The following is a 17,414-nucleotide window of genomic DNA, read 5'->3' as shown; positions in this document are numbered from 1 at the left end:
CCCCCCCCCCCCCCCTCCGTCAGCCTGTTTGCTCTCCATGGATTATTCCTCTGTGCCTCCGTGTCTCTGTGGTGAATCCCTTCATCATATTTTTCTGACATGAGCCGATCCACACCACTCCGCAAAATCGCCCTCGTTTGCGACTATCCGCCGCGCCAATGCGGCATCGCCACCTTCTCGCACGACGTTTACCGCGCCCTCACCAGCCAGTTTCCCGACATCGACTGCCGCGTCGTCGCCGTCAACGACCCCCTCCCCGAAGGCGAATCCTACGACTACCCGCCCGAAGTCCGTTTTGAAATCGAGGAACAGGACCAGGACTCCTACCGCCGCGCCGCCGACTTCATCAACTTCGGCAACACCGAAGTCGTGTACATCCAGCACGAATTTGGCATCTACGGCGGCCCCTCCGGCAGCCACATCCTCACCCTCCTGCGCCACGTCAAAGCCCCCGTGGTCGTGCACCTCCACACCATTCTTGAGGAACCCGGCGCCGACCAACTCCGCGTCATGCGCGAGATGGAACGCCGCGTTGCCCGCTTCGTTGTCATGAGCGAACGCGGCGCGAACATGCTGCGCGACATCTACAAAATCGCCCCCGCGCGCATCGACATCATCCCGCACGGCATCCCCGACATGCCCTTTGCCGATCCCGCCAGCTACAAAGACCAGTTTGGCGTCGAGGGCAAAAAAACGCTCCTCACCTTCGGCCTCCTCTCTCCCGGCAAAGGCATCGAGTACGTCATCCGCGCCCTCCCCGAAGTCGTCCGCCACGTGCCCGATCTCGTTTACATCGTGCTCGGTGCCACGCACCCCAACCTCGTGCGCGACCAAGGCGAAAGCTACCGCCTCGGACTCGAACGCCTCGCCGCCGAACTCGGCGTGCAAAAACACGTCGCCTTCTACAACCGCTTCGTCGAACTCGACGAGTTGAAGGAATTTCTCGGCGCGACCGACATCTACGTCACCCCCTACCTCAACCCCGCCCAAATCACCTCCGGCACCCTCGCCTACGCCTTCGGCTGCGGTCGCGCCGTTGTATCCACTCCCTACTGGCACGCCGAGGAACTGCTCGCCAACGGACGCGGCGTGCTCGTGCCCTTCCGCGACAGCGCCGCCATTGCCCGCGAACTCAGCACCCTGCTCACCGACGACGCCCGCCTGCAAACCATGCGCAAGCAGGCCTACCAACTCGGACGCGAGATGACCTGGCCCCAAGTCGCGCACCGCTTCCTCGGCAGCTTCCGACAAGCCCGCGCCGCGCACGTCGCCCGCTCCGCCGCCCGCTTCACCCTGCACACACTGGAAGAACAACGGCACGAACTCCCCGAACTGCGCATCGAACACCTCCGTCGCCTCAGCGACTCCACCGGCATCTTTCAACACGCCGTCCACGCCCTCCCCAATTTTCACGAAGGCTACTGCGTCGATGACAACGCCCGCGCCCTCCTCCTCACCGCCGCCTTCGTCGAAGCCACCGGCGACGCCACCAACGAAACCCGCCGCCTTGCCTCCTCCTACGCCGCGTTTCTCAACCACGCCTTCGTCCCCGCCACCGGACGCTTCCACAACTTCATGTCCTTCGACCGTAGTTGGCTCGACGATACAGGCTCCGACGACAGCCTTGGCCGCTCCCTCTGGGCGCTCGGCGCCTGCGTAGGCCGCTCGCGCGACCGCCTCCTCCAACGCTGGGCCGCGCAACTCTTCGAACGCGCCCTGCCCGCCATCGAAGCCACCACCTCGGCCCGCGCCTGGGCCTTCGCCCTCATCGGCATCCACGAGTATCTGCGCCGATTCGGCGGCGACACCCGCGCCAATGCCATTCGCCAACTCCTCACCGGACGCATCGTCGCCCTGCACCACGACACCGCCACCGACGACTGGCCCTGGTTCGAACCCTCCCTGACCTACGACAACGCCAAACTCTCCCACGCCCTCATCCTCGCGGGCCGCTGGATGCCCCACCCCGAGGCGCTCGAAACCGGACTCCTTACCCTGCGCTGGCTGACCACCGTGCAGACCGCACCCGCCGGACACTTTCGTCCCGTTGGCAGCGACGGTTTTTATCCCAAAGGCGGCACCTGCGCCCGTTTCGACCAACAACCCATCGAAGCACAAACGACGGTATCCGCCTGCCTCGAAGCCTACGGAGCCACCAACGACAACTTCTGGCTAACCGAAGCCTACCGCGCTTTCGAGTGGTTCCTAGGTCGCAACGACCTCGGCGAACCGCTCTACGATCCAGCGACCGGCGGCTGTTGCGACGCCCTGCACAGCGACCGCGTAAACCTCAATCAAGGAGCCGAATCCACCCTGGCCTTCCTCCTCTCGCTCCAGGAAATGCGCCTAGTAAAACGTTCGCTAGAATCCTTCGAACGTCCCATCGAACCCGGCCAGCCCGACCTCTAGCGCAATTCCATTTAAACTGTAGCCATCACCTACCTGGTAGGGAGGCCTCTCCGAGGCCTCCGAAACCACGCTCCAACTACCTGCGAGCTTCGTATCCTCCATCGCACTACGCACGGCGGAGGCCTCGGAGAGGCCTCCCTACCGAATAGGAAAATCACCGCTCCCCCCCCCCGCTCGCCCCTCCTCCCGCCGCCGCCCCCGTCACCGCTGACTCCGCCCGGCCCTGACGCAACAATTCGCGCGGAGCGATCCCGTGCACAGCCTTGAAGCAACGGCTGAAATGATACGGATCATCAAACCCCACCCGCTGCGCCGCCTCCTTCACCAAACCACCCGTCTCCACCAAAAACTCCGCGGCCAGATTCATTTTTCGCCGCAACAAATACTGGTAAGGACTCGTCCCCTGAAAACGGCGAAACAAACGGCACACACTCGACTCCTCGATCCCCGCCGCACGCGCCACCTCCGTCAACGTATGCCAATGCGCGGCCTCCGCATCGATCAACGCCTTGCACTTCTGGAACGTTGCCCACGCGTGATCGCCCGCCGGTTCCCAACGCGTGCCATCCTCGATCTTGAGCAACAACAACTCAAACAACTGCGCGCAAATCGCCGGGGCAAGCGGACCCGAACGCTGTCCCTCGCGTATCAAATCCTCCATTACACTCTGAACCTCCGCATGAGCCGCCAGCACACGCACACGCCCATTGCCAAGCCCCGCGCGGGCAATACGCGCACGCATCCCTCCCCCCCCCCCACCCCCCCCTCGCCCGCCAATTTTCCCGCCCGACGCGCACACAAAATACTTCAACATCGGCTGCTTCGGATCAGTGCGGATCGCGCAACGCATGTCGGGCGCGTAAGCGTAAACACTGCCAGGACGCAGCGCCTGCCGCAGCCCCGCCAACTCAACCCAACCGGCGCCCTCCGCCACGTATTCAATCCCATGATACGCATACGAACGACGCGAAATATCGTAATCAGGCCGGCACCGCTCGCGTCCCACCAACGTGACCGCCAGCCCCTGCGCGGAGGGGGGGGGGGGGCCAGATTGGGAAACGAATAACGCGACTCCGTCACCTGCGGCGAAAGCAGGTCGGCGTTGCGAGCCTTGGTGACTTGGGCGCCTGAGTCTATTTTATCCATTAAGTCCCCATTTATATCCATTCATCTCGCATCGTGTCGAGAGGAGACATGCGCTTGAATGGCCCGGTAATAAAAATCCCGGTGGCCGATTTTCTCTAGGCATCGCGACCGGTGCCAACGACCGCCCCGACCAAACCACATACCGACACAACGCCGGAAAACAGTCCGAAAACCCATGAAAAAACTCCCGAAAAAGTCGATCTATCTCGTCGCCAACGGCGACCTCCGCCAATCCGCCAACGAAACCTGTTGGGCGGCCCAGGCCGAAATGGAAAAGCAACTCACCAAAGTCGTTGCCTCCTTTGGCTACAAACTCGTCCGCGCCCATCCCTACAAACCCGCGCTCAAGCACGGCTTCATTTCCTCCCAGAAAGAAGGCATGGAAGTGTTTTCGCAAATGGACCCGACTGCCCCCGTGATTGTTGCCGAGTCGGTCTGGCAATACTCGCATCACCTGCTGCACGGACTGATTGGCCGCAAGGGATCGATCCTCACCGTTGCCAACTGGTCCGGCACCTGGCCCGGCCTCGTCGGCATGCTCAACCTCAACGGCGGACTCACCAAGGCCGGCGTCAAATACTCCACCCTCTGGAGCGAAAATTTCGACGACGACTACTTCCTGCAAAAACTCGGCGAATGGCTCAAGACCGGCGCCACCACGCACAAGACCACGCACGTCAAACGCCTCGCCAAGGCCGCCGTGCCGCCCAAGGCCAAATCCCTCGCCAAAAAACTCGCCGACGACCTGCGCACGAAAAAATCCATCATGGGCATTTTCGACGAAGGCTGCATGGGCATGTACAATGCCATCATTCCCGACGAACTCCTGTTCCAGACCGGTGTTTACAAGGAACGCCTCTCGCAATCCGCCCTCTATTACGGAGCCACGCAAGTGAGCGACGAAGACGCGCAGGCGGTGTTCAAGTGGTATCAGAAAAAAGGATTCAACTTCCACTTCGGCAAGGACGAGGCCACCGAGCTGACCGAGGCGCAGGTCATCTGGCAGTGCAAAATGTACATCGCCGCCATTCGCATTGCCGACGAGTTTGGCTGCGAAACCATTGGTATCCAATACCAGCAAGGGCTGAAGGATCTCATCCCTGCGTCCGACCTCGTTGAAGGCACGCTCAACAGTTCCGACCGTCCGCCGGTCAAGGGCAAGGACGGCAAAATCGTTCGCGACGGCGAACCCATCCCGCACTTCAACGAAGTGGACGAATGCGCCGGTCTCGACGGCCTGCTCACTGACCGCGTTCACAAGGCTCTCGGCCAGCCGCGCGAGAATACGCTGCACGACTTGCGTTGGGGCGATTGGGACAAGAGTGGATCGACCAAGGATTATGTGTGGGTGTTTCTCATTTCCGGCGCTGCCCCTGCCGAGCATCACGTTGGCGGCTGGGCGGGCAGTCACGGCTACCGCCAGTCCCCGATGTATTTCCGTCTCGGCGGCTCGACGCTGTGCGGCATCGCCAAACCGGGCGAACTCGTGTGGAGCCGCGTCTTCATTGAAGGCGGCAAACTCAAGATGGACCTCGGTCGCGGCAAGGCGATCGCACTGCCCGAAGAGGAAACCAAACGTCGTTGGGATGCCACTACACCGGTGTGGCCGATCATGCACGCCGTGACCTACGGTGTGAGCCGCGACCAGATGATGGCGCGTCACAAGGCCAACCACATCCAAGTCGTTTACGCCAACAGCGCGAAGGACGCCGATCTGGCCATGTACACCAAGGCCCAGCTCGCCGCCGAACTCGGCATCGAAGTCAACCTCTGCGGCACCAAGGCCGACGGAAAACCGTTCTAACCCGAATCCAACAAGTGGAGCGGGCGTCCCGCCCGCTCCCGTCTATTTGGTGACTGATAAACACAACGCGGTCTCATTTCGGAGGCCGCGTTTTTGTGGAGGGCGGGTCTCCCGACCCGCCGACGGTGCGAAGCACCGCCCATCCGAATGGCGCGGCTACGCCGCGTCGGCGGGTCGGGAGACCCGCCCTCCGTACGTCACCACCCCAGCCCCGTCGGATCGACCACTGAATCCGCCATCGTCTGCGTGCTGAAATTTTGAATACGATGAAACGTTAGAAAATTGGCGTCGTGCTCGTTGGGCGCGCCGCCGTGTTGATCGTCCCAAGCCGTGCGACTCGCCACCAAGAGATCGTCGCCATTGCCATCTGTATCAAAAAGCCAGTCCACATACTGGAATGCGTGGCGTTTCGAGTCGGGATGATAGAGCGGCACGTAGCGCAGTTCCCAGTTGCGCAGATCAGTAGAGCGGAGCAGCGCGAGCGTGTTGCGGATCGCGCAATGGTTTTCTTTGTCGCGCGCGTGGCGCGGCGGCACGGCATTGGCGAGCGTCCAGTAAACCGGCGCGGAGTCGGGCGAGCGCGGATCGCGGCGAATTGAGAACTTTGTGGGACCGCCCGGCAGATCGATGAAACCCGCACCCATGCCACCCGTGCTGTTGGACGCATCTGCTGGTGAAAACTCCAGCGTGTGTCCATCGTCGGCGAGCGTGACAAGCGCAGCCTTGCCGCCGGGTGCGTAATCGACGCGCAACACATCGGCGACGCGACCATCTGGGAGCGCCACGGCGTTGCCTTCCAGCCAGGCGCCGAAACGTCCGCCAAGCCAGTCACGAGATTGTCGATACATGCCAGAAAAACTCCAACTGTCGCGTCGTAGCAAATCGGCACCAAGCGGAGCCGACATGAGCACGGGATTGTAGCGCTGTCCCCAATGAGTGCTCGCCGTGGCGTCCTCGACCGCGCGCCAGATGCGCCCGCGATGCACCAACATCGGCATGGGCGCGGTGTGGTATTGACCGTAAGGCGTCAGCAAACCGCTGGCGGCGTCGCACGGCTCCGTCCAAGTGTGTCCGCCATCGTCGCTGCGGCGGATCACGAGCAGACCGTGATGGTGCGTGGGACCGAACAGATAGAGTGCCGCGCCACGCGCATCACCGCTGTCGTGGACAAACAAGTTGCTCCAAAACGCAGGCTCCACGCACGCGATCTGCCGCCATGTTGCGCCACGATCCTCGCTGCGAAAAATCAGCGTCGTTGCCCGCTTGTGTTCGGTGGTGCCGGGGCCAAAGAGATCGTGCGATGCCACATACGCGCCGTCGGGGAGAATGGCGATGGAGGGCGAGCCAACGTATTGCCCGATGTCGGGCCGGATGTGACTGATGATGTTGCCCGGCGGCGCTTCGCGCCGAACGTCGAACGTCGAACATCCAATATCCAACGTCGAAGTTGGAACAGATGCTTGGACGGGCGTGGTTGGTCGCGCCGTGTTTCCCGTTGGATGTTGGGCGTTCGATGTTGGGCGTTGGATGTTCGACGCGCAAGCGGCGGTGTTTTGCGTTGCAGGCATGATGAGATGTCCAGCAATCATCTGTTCCCATGCGAACCCTGAAAGCCCTGAGTCGTGCACATGGCGGTAAATACACTGTCCAATCCGGTATGAACCCCGGTGAGATCCGCGACTACTGGCTCATCATGGAATCGTTCCACGCACCGACCTCGGGCGGCATCACGCGCAGTGCGCAAATTCACCGGAGCTGGGCCATGCAACAGCAACTGGCGGAGGGCGCATGGCGAACCATGCCTGTGTATTCGCTGGTCTATGTGACGGAGGGCGGCGGATGTTTCCGTGACGAACGGCACAAGGCGGACGTGCCGGTTTCGGCGGGCGATGTGATCTGCCTGTTTCCGGGAATCGCGCACGCCTACGGACCGCCGCCGGGGGAACGTTGGAACGAAATCAACGTGGAGTTCTCCGGCCCTGTTTTTGACGCGTGGATGGGGGCCGGTCTGCTCGATCCAAGGCAACCGGTCCGCCACCTCGGTTCGCCGCGTGTGTGGTTGCGCCGGTTTCACGATGTGGTGCTGCCGCTCGCAAAACGCAGCGCCGAGCAAACATTGCGTGATGCGGGACGTCTGGTGGCATTGATCGCCGAGATGTGCGCCACGTGGCAAACGCCGCGTCTCGATGCGGACGTGGAATGGGCGGGTCGCGCCCGGACGCGCCTGCTCGCCATGTCCGTCGAGGAGGCGCTCGACCTCGTGCGTGAGGCGCGCCATTTCGGACTCGGCGAGCAAGCGTATCGGAAAAAATTCAAGCGCCTGTGCGGTCTCACGCCGACGCTGTTTCGTTCGCGACACTTGGTGGAGCTGGCGTGTCACCGACTGATTTCGGGGCATGAATCCGTCAAGACCGTGGGGCTTACATCGGGCTTCGGGAGCGAATTTTATTTTTCCCGCCGCTTCAAACAAATCACCGGCATGTCCCCCGGCGAATACCGGCGGCGCACGCTTGGGTGAGAATGCGAAGAATGGCAGCCGAGTCATACTCGACTCGGCTCTTTCACGTCCGGAAAACCTCTTCGCTTACGATAAGCCCACGATCTTCGAGGTGGCTGCGGCTTACGCTTACGGAATTGCGAAAAACCATCCATTCCTTGATGGCAACAAGCGCACCGCATTCATCACCGCGATTGTATTTCTCGAGGCAAACGGCCACCCCTTCACCGCCACGACGGACGACTGAGCAAACACCAATCTGTGTCTGCCCCTCCATACCGAATCGGACAATAGAAAAGCCAGATTCTGCATGGCATTCGATTTGAGGCGGACAATGACGTCCGCTGAAATCGTCACCAACATGAGTCCCCCCACTTCCGTTTTCCCCATACAACATCCACGATCTTCCTTACCTGAGAGACTGGTTGTCTCCAACCGTGCGTTCACCCTGATCGAACTGCTCACTGTCATCGCCATTATCGGCATCCTGTCTGCACTCGTTCTCGTATCGATTGGCAGAGCCCGGCAAGCAGCGCGCGATGCCGCATGCAAATCCAATCTTCGTCAGCTTGGCAGTGCATTTCTTCTCTATGCCAATGACAATCGCGGCGTCCTTCCCAAGGAGCATTCGGAGGTAGGTGAAAGCCCGGCTTGGTATTACCCAAATCTTCTGGAATCTTATGCGCCACCGGCGTGGTGGAAGGACAAACCCAAGGGCAACGCCCGAGGAGGCGTCTGGCAATGTCCTTCCGTCAAGGAGGAAAATCTATCATGGGGAGGGGGATACGGGACTAACCGCAATCACGTCATCATCGCGGATGGCAGCGCAAAACGGCTAACTGACTTCAGTCGTCCGTCGCAAATTTTTATGATCGGCGACACTTGGAGAGTAAACAATACACCTCCCTCATCATGGGTCAGTCTCTCCTGTCCCAAATGCATCGGTTGGGGCAATACCGCCGAGGCCAATCCCATCCACGGCGGCAAGACCAACGTATGCTTCGTCGATGGTCATGTAAAAGCCGTCGTTTTTCAGGACCTGAAAAGCAACAAGAACGACATCTTCGGGCACACCAGTCTGTAATCTTCCGCGTATCCAAAACGATGCGCCGGCTTCCTCCCAATCAACCACCATCAACCAAGTCCTGCAACGGACGCAAAAATACAACCCGCCATGCAAAAAACAATATCAACCGTAGTAGTCGCCAGCGCGCTTGCGCTTGCCCTTTACGCATCCTCGAACGCAGCCGATTTCACCTGGTCAGCCAGCGAAGCCGGCTTGTGGAGCGACGGTTCCAACTGGGCCGGAGGCAATGCTCCGTCCGGAGAAAACATCGCGCTGCTAAATCCGACCGCCCGCGGTCAACTTAATCTCAATGCCAACGCATCGATCGGCAGCTTCACCGCTTCGTTTACGACGGACACTTGGGACATTCGGGGTTTTGACGCGGCGCGCACGCTCACCATCGGCAGTCTTGCGAAAGGCGGCAGCGGAATTGTCACCTTCGGAAATGGAAGCGGGGCGGCCCTCAGTCTGGAAATCGGCAGCATCACCCTGACTGGGGGGCGGTTGGGGCTGGGAGTTCAAAATACCCAAACTCAGCTGACTAGTGTTGCCGTATCCGGAAAAACGGAGCTTTTCGGTACCAGCATCCTTTTTGCCAACGCCACAAGTGCCATTTTCGGGGAGGTAAGTCTGTCCAACACCGCCGCGTTTGAGATCTTTGCGTTTGCCTACAGCGGTCCGTCTCCCCGTTCGGGCGGAATCACCGTCGCCGGTCTTTCCGGCACAGGAGGCACCGTGCGTGTGATTTATGCAGCTAACCGCGACCTGCGCGGCACGCTCACCCTCAATCCCGACGCAGGCGAGTCCTATTCTTATGGAGGAACCGTGGTTGATCGCGGCGGTACCGGCGGCACAACCACGCTTGCTCTGGTGAAGAACGGCGCCGGCATCCAAAAGTTCAGCGGCAACAACACCTACAGCGGCAGCACCACGATCAACGCCGGCACCCTACTCGTGAACGGCACCCATATCAACGGGGGAGCCATCGCCGGCGCCGGCACCTACACTGTCAACGATGGCGGCACCCTCGGCGGCACCGGCACAATCAACACGGCCGGTGCAAATGTGATAATCAATGTCGGCGGAAAACTCGCGGCTGGCGACTCGGGCGTCGGCACGCTCACGTTCACCCTCGGCACTGGCACGCTCGACATCAAAAACGCTATCGCCGCCGTCAGTTCACAAGCACTCCATTTCGATCTCTCTTCCATCGAGGCAAGCGACAAAATCGTGCTCACCAGCGGCACGCTCGACATCGGTTCCGGCAAGCTTGGACTCGACAGCTTTTCGTTCAATTTTCTCAACGAATTTGGCCCCGGCGAATACACCTTGTTCGATACGAGCCAAACCATCGTCGGCACCCTCGGCTCCAATCTCTCCGGCGTATTGGGCGGGCACGAAGTGACGCTGGCTCTGGCCAGCAATAACCAGAACATCGTGCTCATAGTTGGCGCACCGATACCTGAACCAGCCGCGACCGTTATCCTGATTGGGATCGGAGGACTTGTCTTCGCCGGTTTTGCATGCCGCCGCCGCAGGCACGACGGCAACAGCCTCTCCTGACGCATGAAACCTACTGCCCTCAAATCCACGATATTCCTCGCATCCCTGTTCGTATGCACGACCACGGCGTTCCCCCTCGAAGACACATGGCGGCCCCCTTCCGACAACAAGCAAGCGGTATCTGTCGGTGAAGCAGCCCCAAGCCGGGTGGCCATGACGCCAACCAGCACCACGCCGGCTCCAACGGAAAACCGCAACGACCGGATCGGCGTCGCCACGCACTTCGTCCGCAAGCGCAAGATGCTGCACTGGGACCCGCAGAAATACATCCCGATGATTGCCGATCTCGGCGTCGGCTGGATTCGCGACGAACTCATGTGGAACCGGATCGAGCCGGAACGTGGCGAATATCGCATCCCCGACGCCGATTGGGAATGGATCAACCTTGCCCACCAAAATCGCCTCAAAATCATCGTTACCCTCAACGGCAGCAACTCGCTCGTTTACGGGGGCATCGACGACTACGAACCCGAAGCCTACGCAAAAGCCGCCGCCTTCCTCGCCCGTGAACTCAAGGGCAAGGTCCAGGCCATCGAAGTCATCAACGAACCCTTCAACTGGTATGCCCGCTCCTATTTCGAAGGCACCAGTCGGGGCGGCGATCTGTATGGACTGACCAAGAACGGCCAGCCCGAGTCATGGCTGGGCCGATACGCGAAACTCATCAACAAAACCGCCGAAGCCGTCAAAGCCGTGAACCCCGGCATGAAAGTCATCGGATTCGGCGGCTTCCCAGCGATGAATATGCGCATGATTGAAACAGGCATTTCGCCCGCCGTGGATGGCGTAGTGCTGCACCCTTACAGCTACCGCATCACACCGGAAATCATCCCCTACGCCGCATCGGACGAAAACTTCAAACGCAATGGCGGACGTCAGACCGCCGACGCCGAAGGCACTTTCGCCTCGCTCATTCGATACTCGCGCGAATTTTCCGCCATGCACAACGGTCCCCGCGAAACATGGCTCACTGAATGGGGCTACACGACCAAGCGCGACCGCGCCGGTTCACGCAGTAATTTTGCCGGTTTCACCGAACACGCACAGGCGGTCTATATCCAACGCCGCTTCATGGAATGCCTCGGACTAGGCGTGGAAAACAGCATCGTGTATTCGTTTATTGATGACAAAAACAGTCCTCTGGAAACGAGCGAATTCAACGGCGAGGATAATTTCGGTCTCATAAAATCGGACGGCACACCCAAACCCGCTTATGCCGCCGTGCAACGCCTCGCCCGCGAAACCGCCGGCCTCGTCGTCAGCAACGATGTTAAAATCACCATCACCACTCCCACCAGTCGCCCCGACCGACAAACCTTTCATGCCCGCGACGGCACAGAGCTTCATGCGCCTGATCGTGCCATCAGTTATCAATTCAAGGATCATGCCGGAAACACCATCATCGCGCTCTGGTCCATGGAGCGCATCAGCGACCAGAGCGCGCGTCCCGCCGATATCGAGATCAAGGTCAAACCCGACATTGTCATCACCGCCACCGACCTGTGGACAGGCCGCGTTTACCAGCCGCTAGCCGGGGAAAAAAACGGATATCTCTTTCTTAAAGATTTTGCCCTTCCTCCGCATCCCGTGCTCCTGCGCCTGCAAACAAAATAACCGCCCCGCACATCGCCAATGACAACAACCGCTTCCCGGCAACCATTCTGTCTCCAGCTCCGCATCCACTTGCACCGTCTGCTTTGCATCGCCGCGGCGGTCTCCGGCACCTCCCTGCCTGCCGCATCCCCCCCCTCCCCCCCCCCCTCCCTTCTGCACACGAGGCCAATTCAAATGCCGCGCCCTCGCCTGTCCTCAATCCGCACATCGGCGTCACCACCCACTTCGTCCGCAAAATGAAGGCGTTCCATCACTGGGACCCCAAAGTTTACATCCCGCTCATTGCAGACCTCGGGGCAGGCTGGGTGCGCGACGAAATTGTCTGGTCCTTCATGGAAAAAACCAAAGGCGTTTACGAAATCCCGCCGAAAGATCGCGCTTGGATCGACCTAGCCGCCCACCACGGCATCAAGATCATTCTCACGCTCTCAGCCAGCAACGGGAAGCACTACAAAGACCCCTACGATCCCGACGCTTACGCCAAGGCCGCCGCCTTTCTCGCCCGTGAACTTTCAGGAAAACTCCACGCCATCGAGGTGCTGAACGAACCTTTTCATTGGTATGCCAAAGCCTACGGCGAAGGCACCACGCTCGGCGGCGATCTCTACGGACGTGACGCCAAAGGGAATGAGGAGTCATGGCTGGGCCGATACGTCCAGCTCATCAACAAAACCGCCGAAGCCGTGAAGGCGGCCAACCCCGACGTGAAGGTGATCGGCCTCGGCGGATTCCCCGCCATGAACATGCGTATGATCGCCAAAGGGCTGTCACCCAAAATCGACGGCATCACACTCCATCCCTACAGCTACCGCATCACCCCGGAAATCGTTCCCTACGCCGCGTCGGAAGAAAATTTCAAACGCAACGGCGGACGCCAGACCGCCGACGCCGAAGGCACCTTTGCGTCCCTCATACGTTACTCGCGTGAATTCTCCGCCACACACAACGGCCCCCGCGAAACATGGCTCACCGAATGGGGTTGGAGCACCAAACGCGACACCCCCGCCTCACGCAGCAACTTTTCCGGTTTCACCGAAGAAGCCCAGGCCGCCTACATCCAGCGCCGTCTCATGGAAGGGCTCGGTCTCGGTGTGGAAGTCAGCACCCTGTATTCGTTTCTCGACAACAAGAATACCTGGCGAACTCCCGAACTCCGGGAATTTTCCAGCGACGACAATTTCGGACTCCTGCGGGACGACGGCACGCCCAAGCCCGCCTTTGCTGCCGTTCGCCGTCTGACCCGCGAGACCATCGGCCTCACACCCGGCGGCAAACTCCGCTATACGCTCACCGCCACTACCCAACGCCCGGATCACCAAGTTTTTTCCGCCCGCGACGGCACCCGCCTCCGCGCTCCAGACCGTGTCATCAGTTATCAATTTACCGATGCCGACGGCCATCCCGTCCTCGCCTTCTGGTCCATGGAGCGTATCAGCGACCAGTCACCGCGCCCCGCCGATCTGGAAATCAACGCCAATCCCAAAACAATCCGGGTGCAGGCCACCGACTTGTTAACCGGGCGGACTTACGAGCCACCAGCAGCGGAAAAAGACGGCAAACTGTTTTTCAAAGACTTGGCCGCTCCTCCCCATCCCGTACTTTTACGGCTGCTGCCAAGATAACCCCTTTCCCCCCGCCACGTGAGAGTGTGCGTCTCAGAAGAATTTTTTCGCCTTGTTGAACCAACTCTTAGACGTCGGTTCGTCGGCATCGCCGCTGATGCGAGCGAACTCCTCCAACAAACGACGCTGTTCTGCTGTCAGCGTTTGCGGCACCTCGACATGCACGCGCACCAACTGGTCGCCTTGACTGCCGCGACTACGCAAGGACGGCATTCCCTTGCCGCGCAAGCGAAACGTCGTGCCGCTCTGCGTGCCTGCCGGAATTTTGAGCGAAGCCTTGCCCGATAGCGTCGGCACTTCGATCGAACCGCCAAGCGTGGCGAGAGTGAACTTGATCGGCATCTCGTAATGCAAATCGTCGCCATCGCGCTCGAATAATTCGTGATCCTTCACCGTGAGCACAATGTAAAGATCGCCGGGCTGGCCGCCGCCAACTCCCGCCTCGCCGTTGCCGCTGGAACGCAGCCGCGTGCCGGTGTCCACGCCCGCCGGGATGCGCACGTTGACCTTCGCTGTTTGCTGCACGCGACCTTCGCCGTGACACGCTGTACAGGGTTTTTCGATACGCTCGCCCGCGCCTCCGCACGCAGGACAAGCCTGCTCGGTGACGAAGGGGCCGAGACGCGTTTGCACGCGCCCGCGCCCGCGGCAGGTCGGGCATTGCACGCGCTTGGAACCGGGCTCGGCACCGTTGCCGTGACAACGTTCACAAGACATCGCCTTGCGAAACGAAATTTCCTTTTCGATTCCGGAAGCCGCCTCTTCGAGCGTGATTTGGAGATCGTAACGAAGATCGTCGCCATCGCGTCCGCCGCCTGAGCCGCCTCCACCGCGACCACCGCCAAAAAAGTCCTCAAACCCACCACCGCCGCCGCCGCCCATGCCGCCAAAAACTTCGCGGAAGATATCAAACGGGTCATGGAAACCGCCGCCGCCACGCGAACCGCGCGCGCCGCCCATGCCGCCGCCGGGCGCGAAAGCCGCGTGTCCGTAACGGTCGTAGGCCGCGCGTTTCTGCGGGTCTTTGAGCGCCTCGTAGGCCTCGGAGACTTTTTTGAACATCTCCTCCGCCTCCTTGTTGCCGGGGTTTTTGTCCGGGTGATACTGGATCGCCTTCTTGCGATAGGCCTTTTTCAGGTCGTCGTCACTGGCGGTCTTGGAAACGCCCAACAAGTCGTAATAATCTTCCTTTGTGGCCATCTGGTTTTCGGTTTTCGAAAAGAATGCGTGAAGCGGTGTGCGGAACGAAACGGTGGTGTGGTTGGTTAATGGATACAGGATGCGCCTAGATCACCGGCGGATCATCGTTCGCCGCCCCTGAAGTCGCGGAAGCCGGGGCAGGAACCGGAGCCGGGGTCGCCGGACCACTGGAAACAACCACCGTGGCCGGACGGAGCAGACGTCCGTTAAGCGAGTAGCCGATGCGCACGACGTTGAGCACCTTGCCCTCCGGCACATCCGGGCTCGGCAGATGCGAAACGGCCTCCTCTTGGTTGGGATCAAAGCCGTCGCCAACCGCAGGGTTGATTTCCTTGAGTCCGTGGTTGCCGAGCGCGTTCTTAAATTGATCGACCACCAGCACGATGCCGCTCGCAACACTTTCGGTGCTGGCGGTGGGCAACTTGGCTGCGGCGAGACCGAAGCCGAGATTGTCGATGACGGGCAACAGGTCTTCGATGACACGGGCGGCGGCAAACTGGCGCAGTTCATCCTTCTCGCGGATGGTGCGGCGGCGGAAATTTTCCAAATCGGCCAATGCGCGCATGTAACGGTCGTAATTGGCTGCGGCCTCCTGCTTCGCGGTTGCGAGTTGCGCCTCAAGACCGGCGGCCGGAGCCGCGGCATCAGCGGCGGCAGCGGGTGCAGGTGCGGCAGGTGCAGCAGCGGGCACGGACTCGACAGTCGTGGATGGCTCGGGTTGAACGGGTTGCGGTGTTTCAGCGGACTCTTTGCTCATAGGAATCGGGCAGTAAACCCAAGATGCCGCCCGGTTTCAAGGCGTATGGCGGACGAATTGCAGGGCGCCTTGGCGCCCTGAACGCCCAACATCGAACGGGAGAGTGCCGCATTGCAACGGAAGTGCCGCGTGCATGCCGCGTGAGTGAAACGGCAATAGCTTGAAACATTGGATGTTGGACGTTCGACGTTGGATGTTGGACGTTCGCGCGAAGCCGCCCTCCCCCCCCCCCCCCCCGCTGACGCGCTACGTCGCATCACCTCTGCCAAGTAATTCGCGAAGCAGATTTCCTCGGAGTTGCGCCGTCCGGATAAACTGGCGTAGCTTGTGCGCATTATGGCTAGCATGACCGCCACCATCGCTCCTGATCGCTCTCCCGCAACTGCCACCGCTTCCCGCCGTCGCCATACTGTCCGCCGGATTTCACGCACATTTCCGATCCTCACGTCCAGACAACGAAACGCCGCCATGCCAGTCGGACGCCCCCTCCTTTCCTCCGCGCAATTTCTCGACTGGCTCCAACCCGGCATCCACGCCGACCTCATCGGCGGACAGATTTTTATGCACTCCCCCGTCTCCCTCAAACACGCTAAAATCGTCAACTTCCTCGACAGCCTGCTACGTCAATACATTGAGGAATTTGAACTCGGTGAACTTCATCGCGAAACCGTCGCCGTGCGACTCAGCCCGCGTGACACCTTTTTGCCCGACCTCGCTTATTTCACCAACGAACAAGCCACCCGGCTTGGCGACACGCACGTGGACTTTGCTCCCACTCTCGTCATCGAAGTCCTTTCCCCCGCCACGGCCCGACGCAACCGCGAACTCAAATTCTCCGCCTACGAAGCCCACGGCGTGCAAGAATACTGGGTAATTGATCCCGAAAAAGCGGATCACCATTTCTATCGACGCGCAGGCGACATGTTTGGCGAATACGCCACGCCCGAAGACGGCGACGCTCGCATCGACGCAATGAGTATCCCCGGTTTTTGGATACGCCGCGAATGGCTTGCCGACGCCACCCGACTCCCAACCGTTGCCCCCTGTCTGGCCGAATTGCGCACCGCTCGCAAACGTCGCCGTTAATTGCGCGCACGCCCGTTTCATGTCGAGCAACGCCGAGGCCCTCGCCCTGTCCGCCGAGATCAAGACGCTTGCCCTTGGCTCCGCCCCAACTGCGAACCTGTTCACCATTGCCGCTGCCGAAAGCCTTACGGTCGGTCGCGTGCAAACGCTCCTCGGTCTCGTCTCCGGGTCATCGGAATATTTTCTCGGCGGAGCCACGGCCTACTCGCCTGAACAAAAAGAAAAACTCTTCGGCGTGCCACTGAGCGAAAGTCAACCCTGCGCCGGAGTCTCCGAATCCATCGCCCGCCAACTCGCAAGCGGTGCCCGCCAACGCTTCGGCGCCGACATTGCTGTCGCGACAACGGGCTTCGCCGAGCCCGCCCCCGAATACGGTGCCGCGCACCCGATGGCTTGGTGGTCCGTCGCATGGAAAGCCTCCGTCTCGTCAACCGCGCCTGGCGCGCCGCGCATCCCGCACGTCATCGGCGATCCAGAAAACGGATACACACTCGCCGCTTGCGTCGAATTTCCCGGCCACACCCGCGCCGAAGCCCAGGAGGCGACCGCACTCGCCGCCGCCACCGCGCTGCGCAACCTTCTGCGCTCCTTGCGCGCACAGTGACGCTGCGCAAAGGCCTCACGCGCCCCCTCCCCCCCCCCCCCCCCCC

General features: G+C 60.7%; 14 protein-coding genes and 1 pseudogene. 10 read left to right on the top strand and 5 right to left on the bottom strand.

What is annotated here, in order from left to right; all coding sequences use genetic code 11:
* Positions 1-99: 99 nt before the first annotated feature.
* Positions 100-2,409, top strand: a complete 2,310-nt coding sequence (locus tag OBACDRAFT_RS12560) for a glycosyltransferase family 4 protein (protein ID WP_043586109.1) — start codon at positions 100-102, stop codon at positions 2,407-2,409.
* 154 nt (positions 2,410-2,563) lie between these two features.
* Here the strand turns inward: OBACDRAFT_RS12560 and OBACDRAFT_RS29775 are convergent, their stop codons facing one another.
* Together OBACDRAFT_RS29775 and OBACDRAFT_RS29770 are read right to left on the bottom strand one after the other, a co-directional pair.
* Positions 2,564-3,070 carry a helix-turn-helix transcriptional regulator gene (locus tag OBACDRAFT_RS29775; protein ID WP_232767073.1) on the bottom strand — a complete coding sequence of 169 codons (507 nt, stop codon included), beginning with the start codon at positions 3,068-3,070 and terminating at the stop codon, positions 2,564-2,566.
* A 198-nt stretch (positions 3,071-3,268) separates the two neighbouring features.
* Positions 3,269-3,415, bottom strand: a pseudogene (locus OBACDRAFT_RS29770) (helix-turn-helix transcriptional regulator); the annotation flags it as partial.
* Between the two features lie 315 nt (positions 3,416-3,730).
* On the opposite strand from OBACDRAFT_RS29770, the gene OBACDRAFT_RS12550 reads away from it, so the two are divergent.
* Entirely contained in the window at positions 3,731-5,359 is a 1,629-nt protein-coding gene (locus tag OBACDRAFT_RS12550; RefSeq protein ID WP_043586107.1) for a fucose isomerase, read from the top strand.
* 197 nt (positions 5,360-5,556) lie between these two features.
* Here the strand turns inward: OBACDRAFT_RS12550 and OBACDRAFT_RS12545 are convergent, their stop codons facing one another.
* Complete coding sequence (locus OBACDRAFT_RS12545) at positions 5,557-6,927, bottom strand: beta propeller repeat protein (protein WP_232767071.1); 1,371 nt, start codon at positions 6,925-6,927, stop codon at positions 5,557-5,559.
* 89 nt (positions 6,928-7,016) lie between these two features.
* On the opposite strand from OBACDRAFT_RS12545, the gene OBACDRAFT_RS12540 reads away from it, so the two are divergent.
* The 6 genes from OBACDRAFT_RS12540 to OBACDRAFT_RS12515 all read left to right on the top strand — a co-directional run bounded on the left by OBACDRAFT_RS12540 (position 7,017) and on the right by OBACDRAFT_RS12515 (position 13,721).
* Positions 7,017-7,877, top strand: coding sequence for a helix-turn-helix domain-containing protein (locus tag OBACDRAFT_RS12540; protein WP_232767070.1), 861 nt, complete (start codon positions 7,017-7,019; stop codon positions 7,875-7,877).
* Complete coding sequence (locus OBACDRAFT_RS12535; protein WP_052361898.1) at positions 7,870-8,103, top strand: type II toxin-antitoxin system death-on-curing family toxin; 234 nt, start codon at positions 7,870-7,872, stop codon at positions 8,101-8,103. Before OBACDRAFT_RS12540 ends, OBACDRAFT_RS12535 begins: the two co-directional genes overlap by 8 nt.
* Positions 8,104-8,217: 114 nt before the next feature.
* On the top strand, positions 8,218-8,940 hold the full coding sequence (locus OBACDRAFT_RS12530) for a prepilin-type N-terminal cleavage/methylation domain-containing protein (RefSeq protein ID WP_043586120.1): 723 nt from the start codon (positions 8,218-8,220) through the stop codon (positions 8,938-8,940).
* 90 nt (positions 8,941-9,030) lie between these two features.
* Entirely contained in the window at positions 9,031-10,485 is a 1,455-nt protein-coding gene (locus tag OBACDRAFT_RS12525) for an autotransporter-associated beta strand repeat-containing protein (protein ID WP_043586103.1), read from the top strand.
* Positions 10,486-10,488: 3 nt separating this feature from the next.
* Complete coding sequence (locus OBACDRAFT_RS12520) at positions 10,489-12,099, top strand: hypothetical protein (protein ID WP_052361896.1); 1,611 nt, start codon at positions 10,489-10,491, stop codon at positions 12,097-12,099.
* Between the two features lie 83 nt (positions 12,100-12,182).
* The gene (locus OBACDRAFT_RS12515) at positions 12,183-13,721 is read left to right on the top strand and encodes a hypothetical protein (RefSeq protein ID WP_232767069.1); all 1,539 of its coding nucleotides are present in this window, start codon (positions 12,183-12,185) and stop codon (positions 13,719-13,721) included.
* Between the two features lie 33 nt (positions 13,722-13,754).
* On the opposite strand, the gene dnaJ is transcribed toward OBACDRAFT_RS12515, so the two are convergent.
* On the bottom strand, positions 13,755-14,921 hold the full coding sequence (gene dnaJ / locus OBACDRAFT_RS12510) for a molecular chaperone DnaJ (protein ID WP_043586101.1): 1,167 nt from the start codon (positions 14,919-14,921) through the stop codon (positions 13,755-13,757).
* An 85-nt stretch (positions 14,922-15,006) separates the two neighbouring features.
* Positions 15,007-15,678 carry a nucleotide exchange factor GrpE gene (locus OBACDRAFT_RS12505; RefSeq protein ID WP_081722018.1) on the bottom strand — a complete coding sequence of 224 codons (672 nt, stop codon included), beginning with the start codon at positions 15,676-15,678 and terminating at the stop codon, positions 15,007-15,009.
* 345 nt (positions 15,679-16,023) lie between these two features.
* Between OBACDRAFT_RS12505 and OBACDRAFT_RS25385 the strand changes: the two genes are divergently transcribed.
* Both OBACDRAFT_RS25385 and OBACDRAFT_RS12495 read left to right on the top strand, forming a co-directional pair.
* A complete protein-coding gene (locus OBACDRAFT_RS25385) occupies positions 16,024-16,764 on the top strand; it encodes a Uma2 family endonuclease (RefSeq protein WP_052361894.1) in 741 nt (246 codons plus the stop codon).
* Between the two features lie 19 nt (positions 16,765-16,783).
* Positions 16,784-17,368, top strand: coding sequence for a CinA family protein (locus tag OBACDRAFT_RS12495; RefSeq protein WP_043586099.1), 585 nt, complete (start codon positions 16,784-16,786; stop codon positions 17,366-17,368).
* The last annotated feature ends 46 nt before the right edge of the window (positions 17,369-17,414 follow it).

Origin of the sequence: Geminisphaera colitermitum TAV2, assembly GCF_000171235.2 — a bacterium.
Lineage (GTDB): Bacteria > Verrucomicrobiota > Verrucomicrobiia > Opitutales > Opitutaceae > Geminisphaera > Geminisphaera colitermitum.
Note: the sequence above shows the minus strand (reverse complement) of the source record. Positions and strands in the feature narration are given on the sequence as shown.

Excerpts from the sequence above, each read along its gene's own strand:
- OBACDRAFT_RS12495 (WP_043586099.1), top strand. The coding sequence starts at position 16,784 with ATGTCGAGCAACGCCGAGGCCCTCGCCCTGTCCGCCGAGATCAAGACG.
- OBACDRAFT_RS12520 (WP_052361896.1), top strand. The coding sequence starts at position 10,489 with ATGAAACCTACTGCCCTCAAATCCACGATATTCCTCGCATCCCTGTTC.
- OBACDRAFT_RS12560 (WP_043586109.1), top strand. The coding sequence starts at position 100 with ATGAGCCGATCCACACCACTCCGCAAAATCGCCCTCGTTTGCGACTAT.
- OBACDRAFT_RS12545 (WP_232767071.1), bottom strand. The coding sequence starts at position 6,927 with ATGCCTGCAACGCAAAACACCGCCGCTTGCGCGTCGAACATCCAACGC.
- OBACDRAFT_RS12505 (WP_081722018.1), bottom strand. The coding sequence starts at position 15,678 with ATGAGCAAAGAGTCCGCTGAAACACCGCAACCCGTTCAACCCGAGCCA.
- OBACDRAFT_RS12540 (WP_232767070.1), top strand. The coding sequence starts at position 7,017 with ATGAACCCCGGTGAGATCCGCGACTACTGGCTCATCATGGAATCGTTC.
- dnaJ (WP_043586101.1), bottom strand. The coding sequence starts at position 14,921 with ATGGCCACAAAGGAAGATTATTACGACTTGTTGGGCGTTTCCAAGACC.
- OBACDRAFT_RS12550 (WP_043586107.1), top strand. The coding sequence starts at position 3,731 with ATGAAAAAACTCCCGAAAAAGTCGATCTATCTCGTCGCCAACGGCGAC.
- OBACDRAFT_RS25385 (WP_052361894.1), top strand. The coding sequence starts at position 16,024 with ATGACCGCCACCATCGCTCCTGATCGCTCTCCCGCAACTGCCACCGCT.
- OBACDRAFT_RS29775 (WP_232767073.1), bottom strand. The coding sequence starts at position 3,070 with ATGGAGGATTTGATACGCGAGGGACAGCGTTCGGGTCCGCTTGCCCCG.
- OBACDRAFT_RS12530 (WP_043586120.1), top strand. The coding sequence starts at position 8,218 with ATGAGTCCCCCCACTTCCGTTTTCCCCATACAACATCCACGATCTTCC.
- OBACDRAFT_RS12525 (WP_043586103.1), top strand. The coding sequence starts at position 9,031 with ATGCAAAAAACAATATCAACCGTAGTAGTCGCCAGCGCGCTTGCGCTT.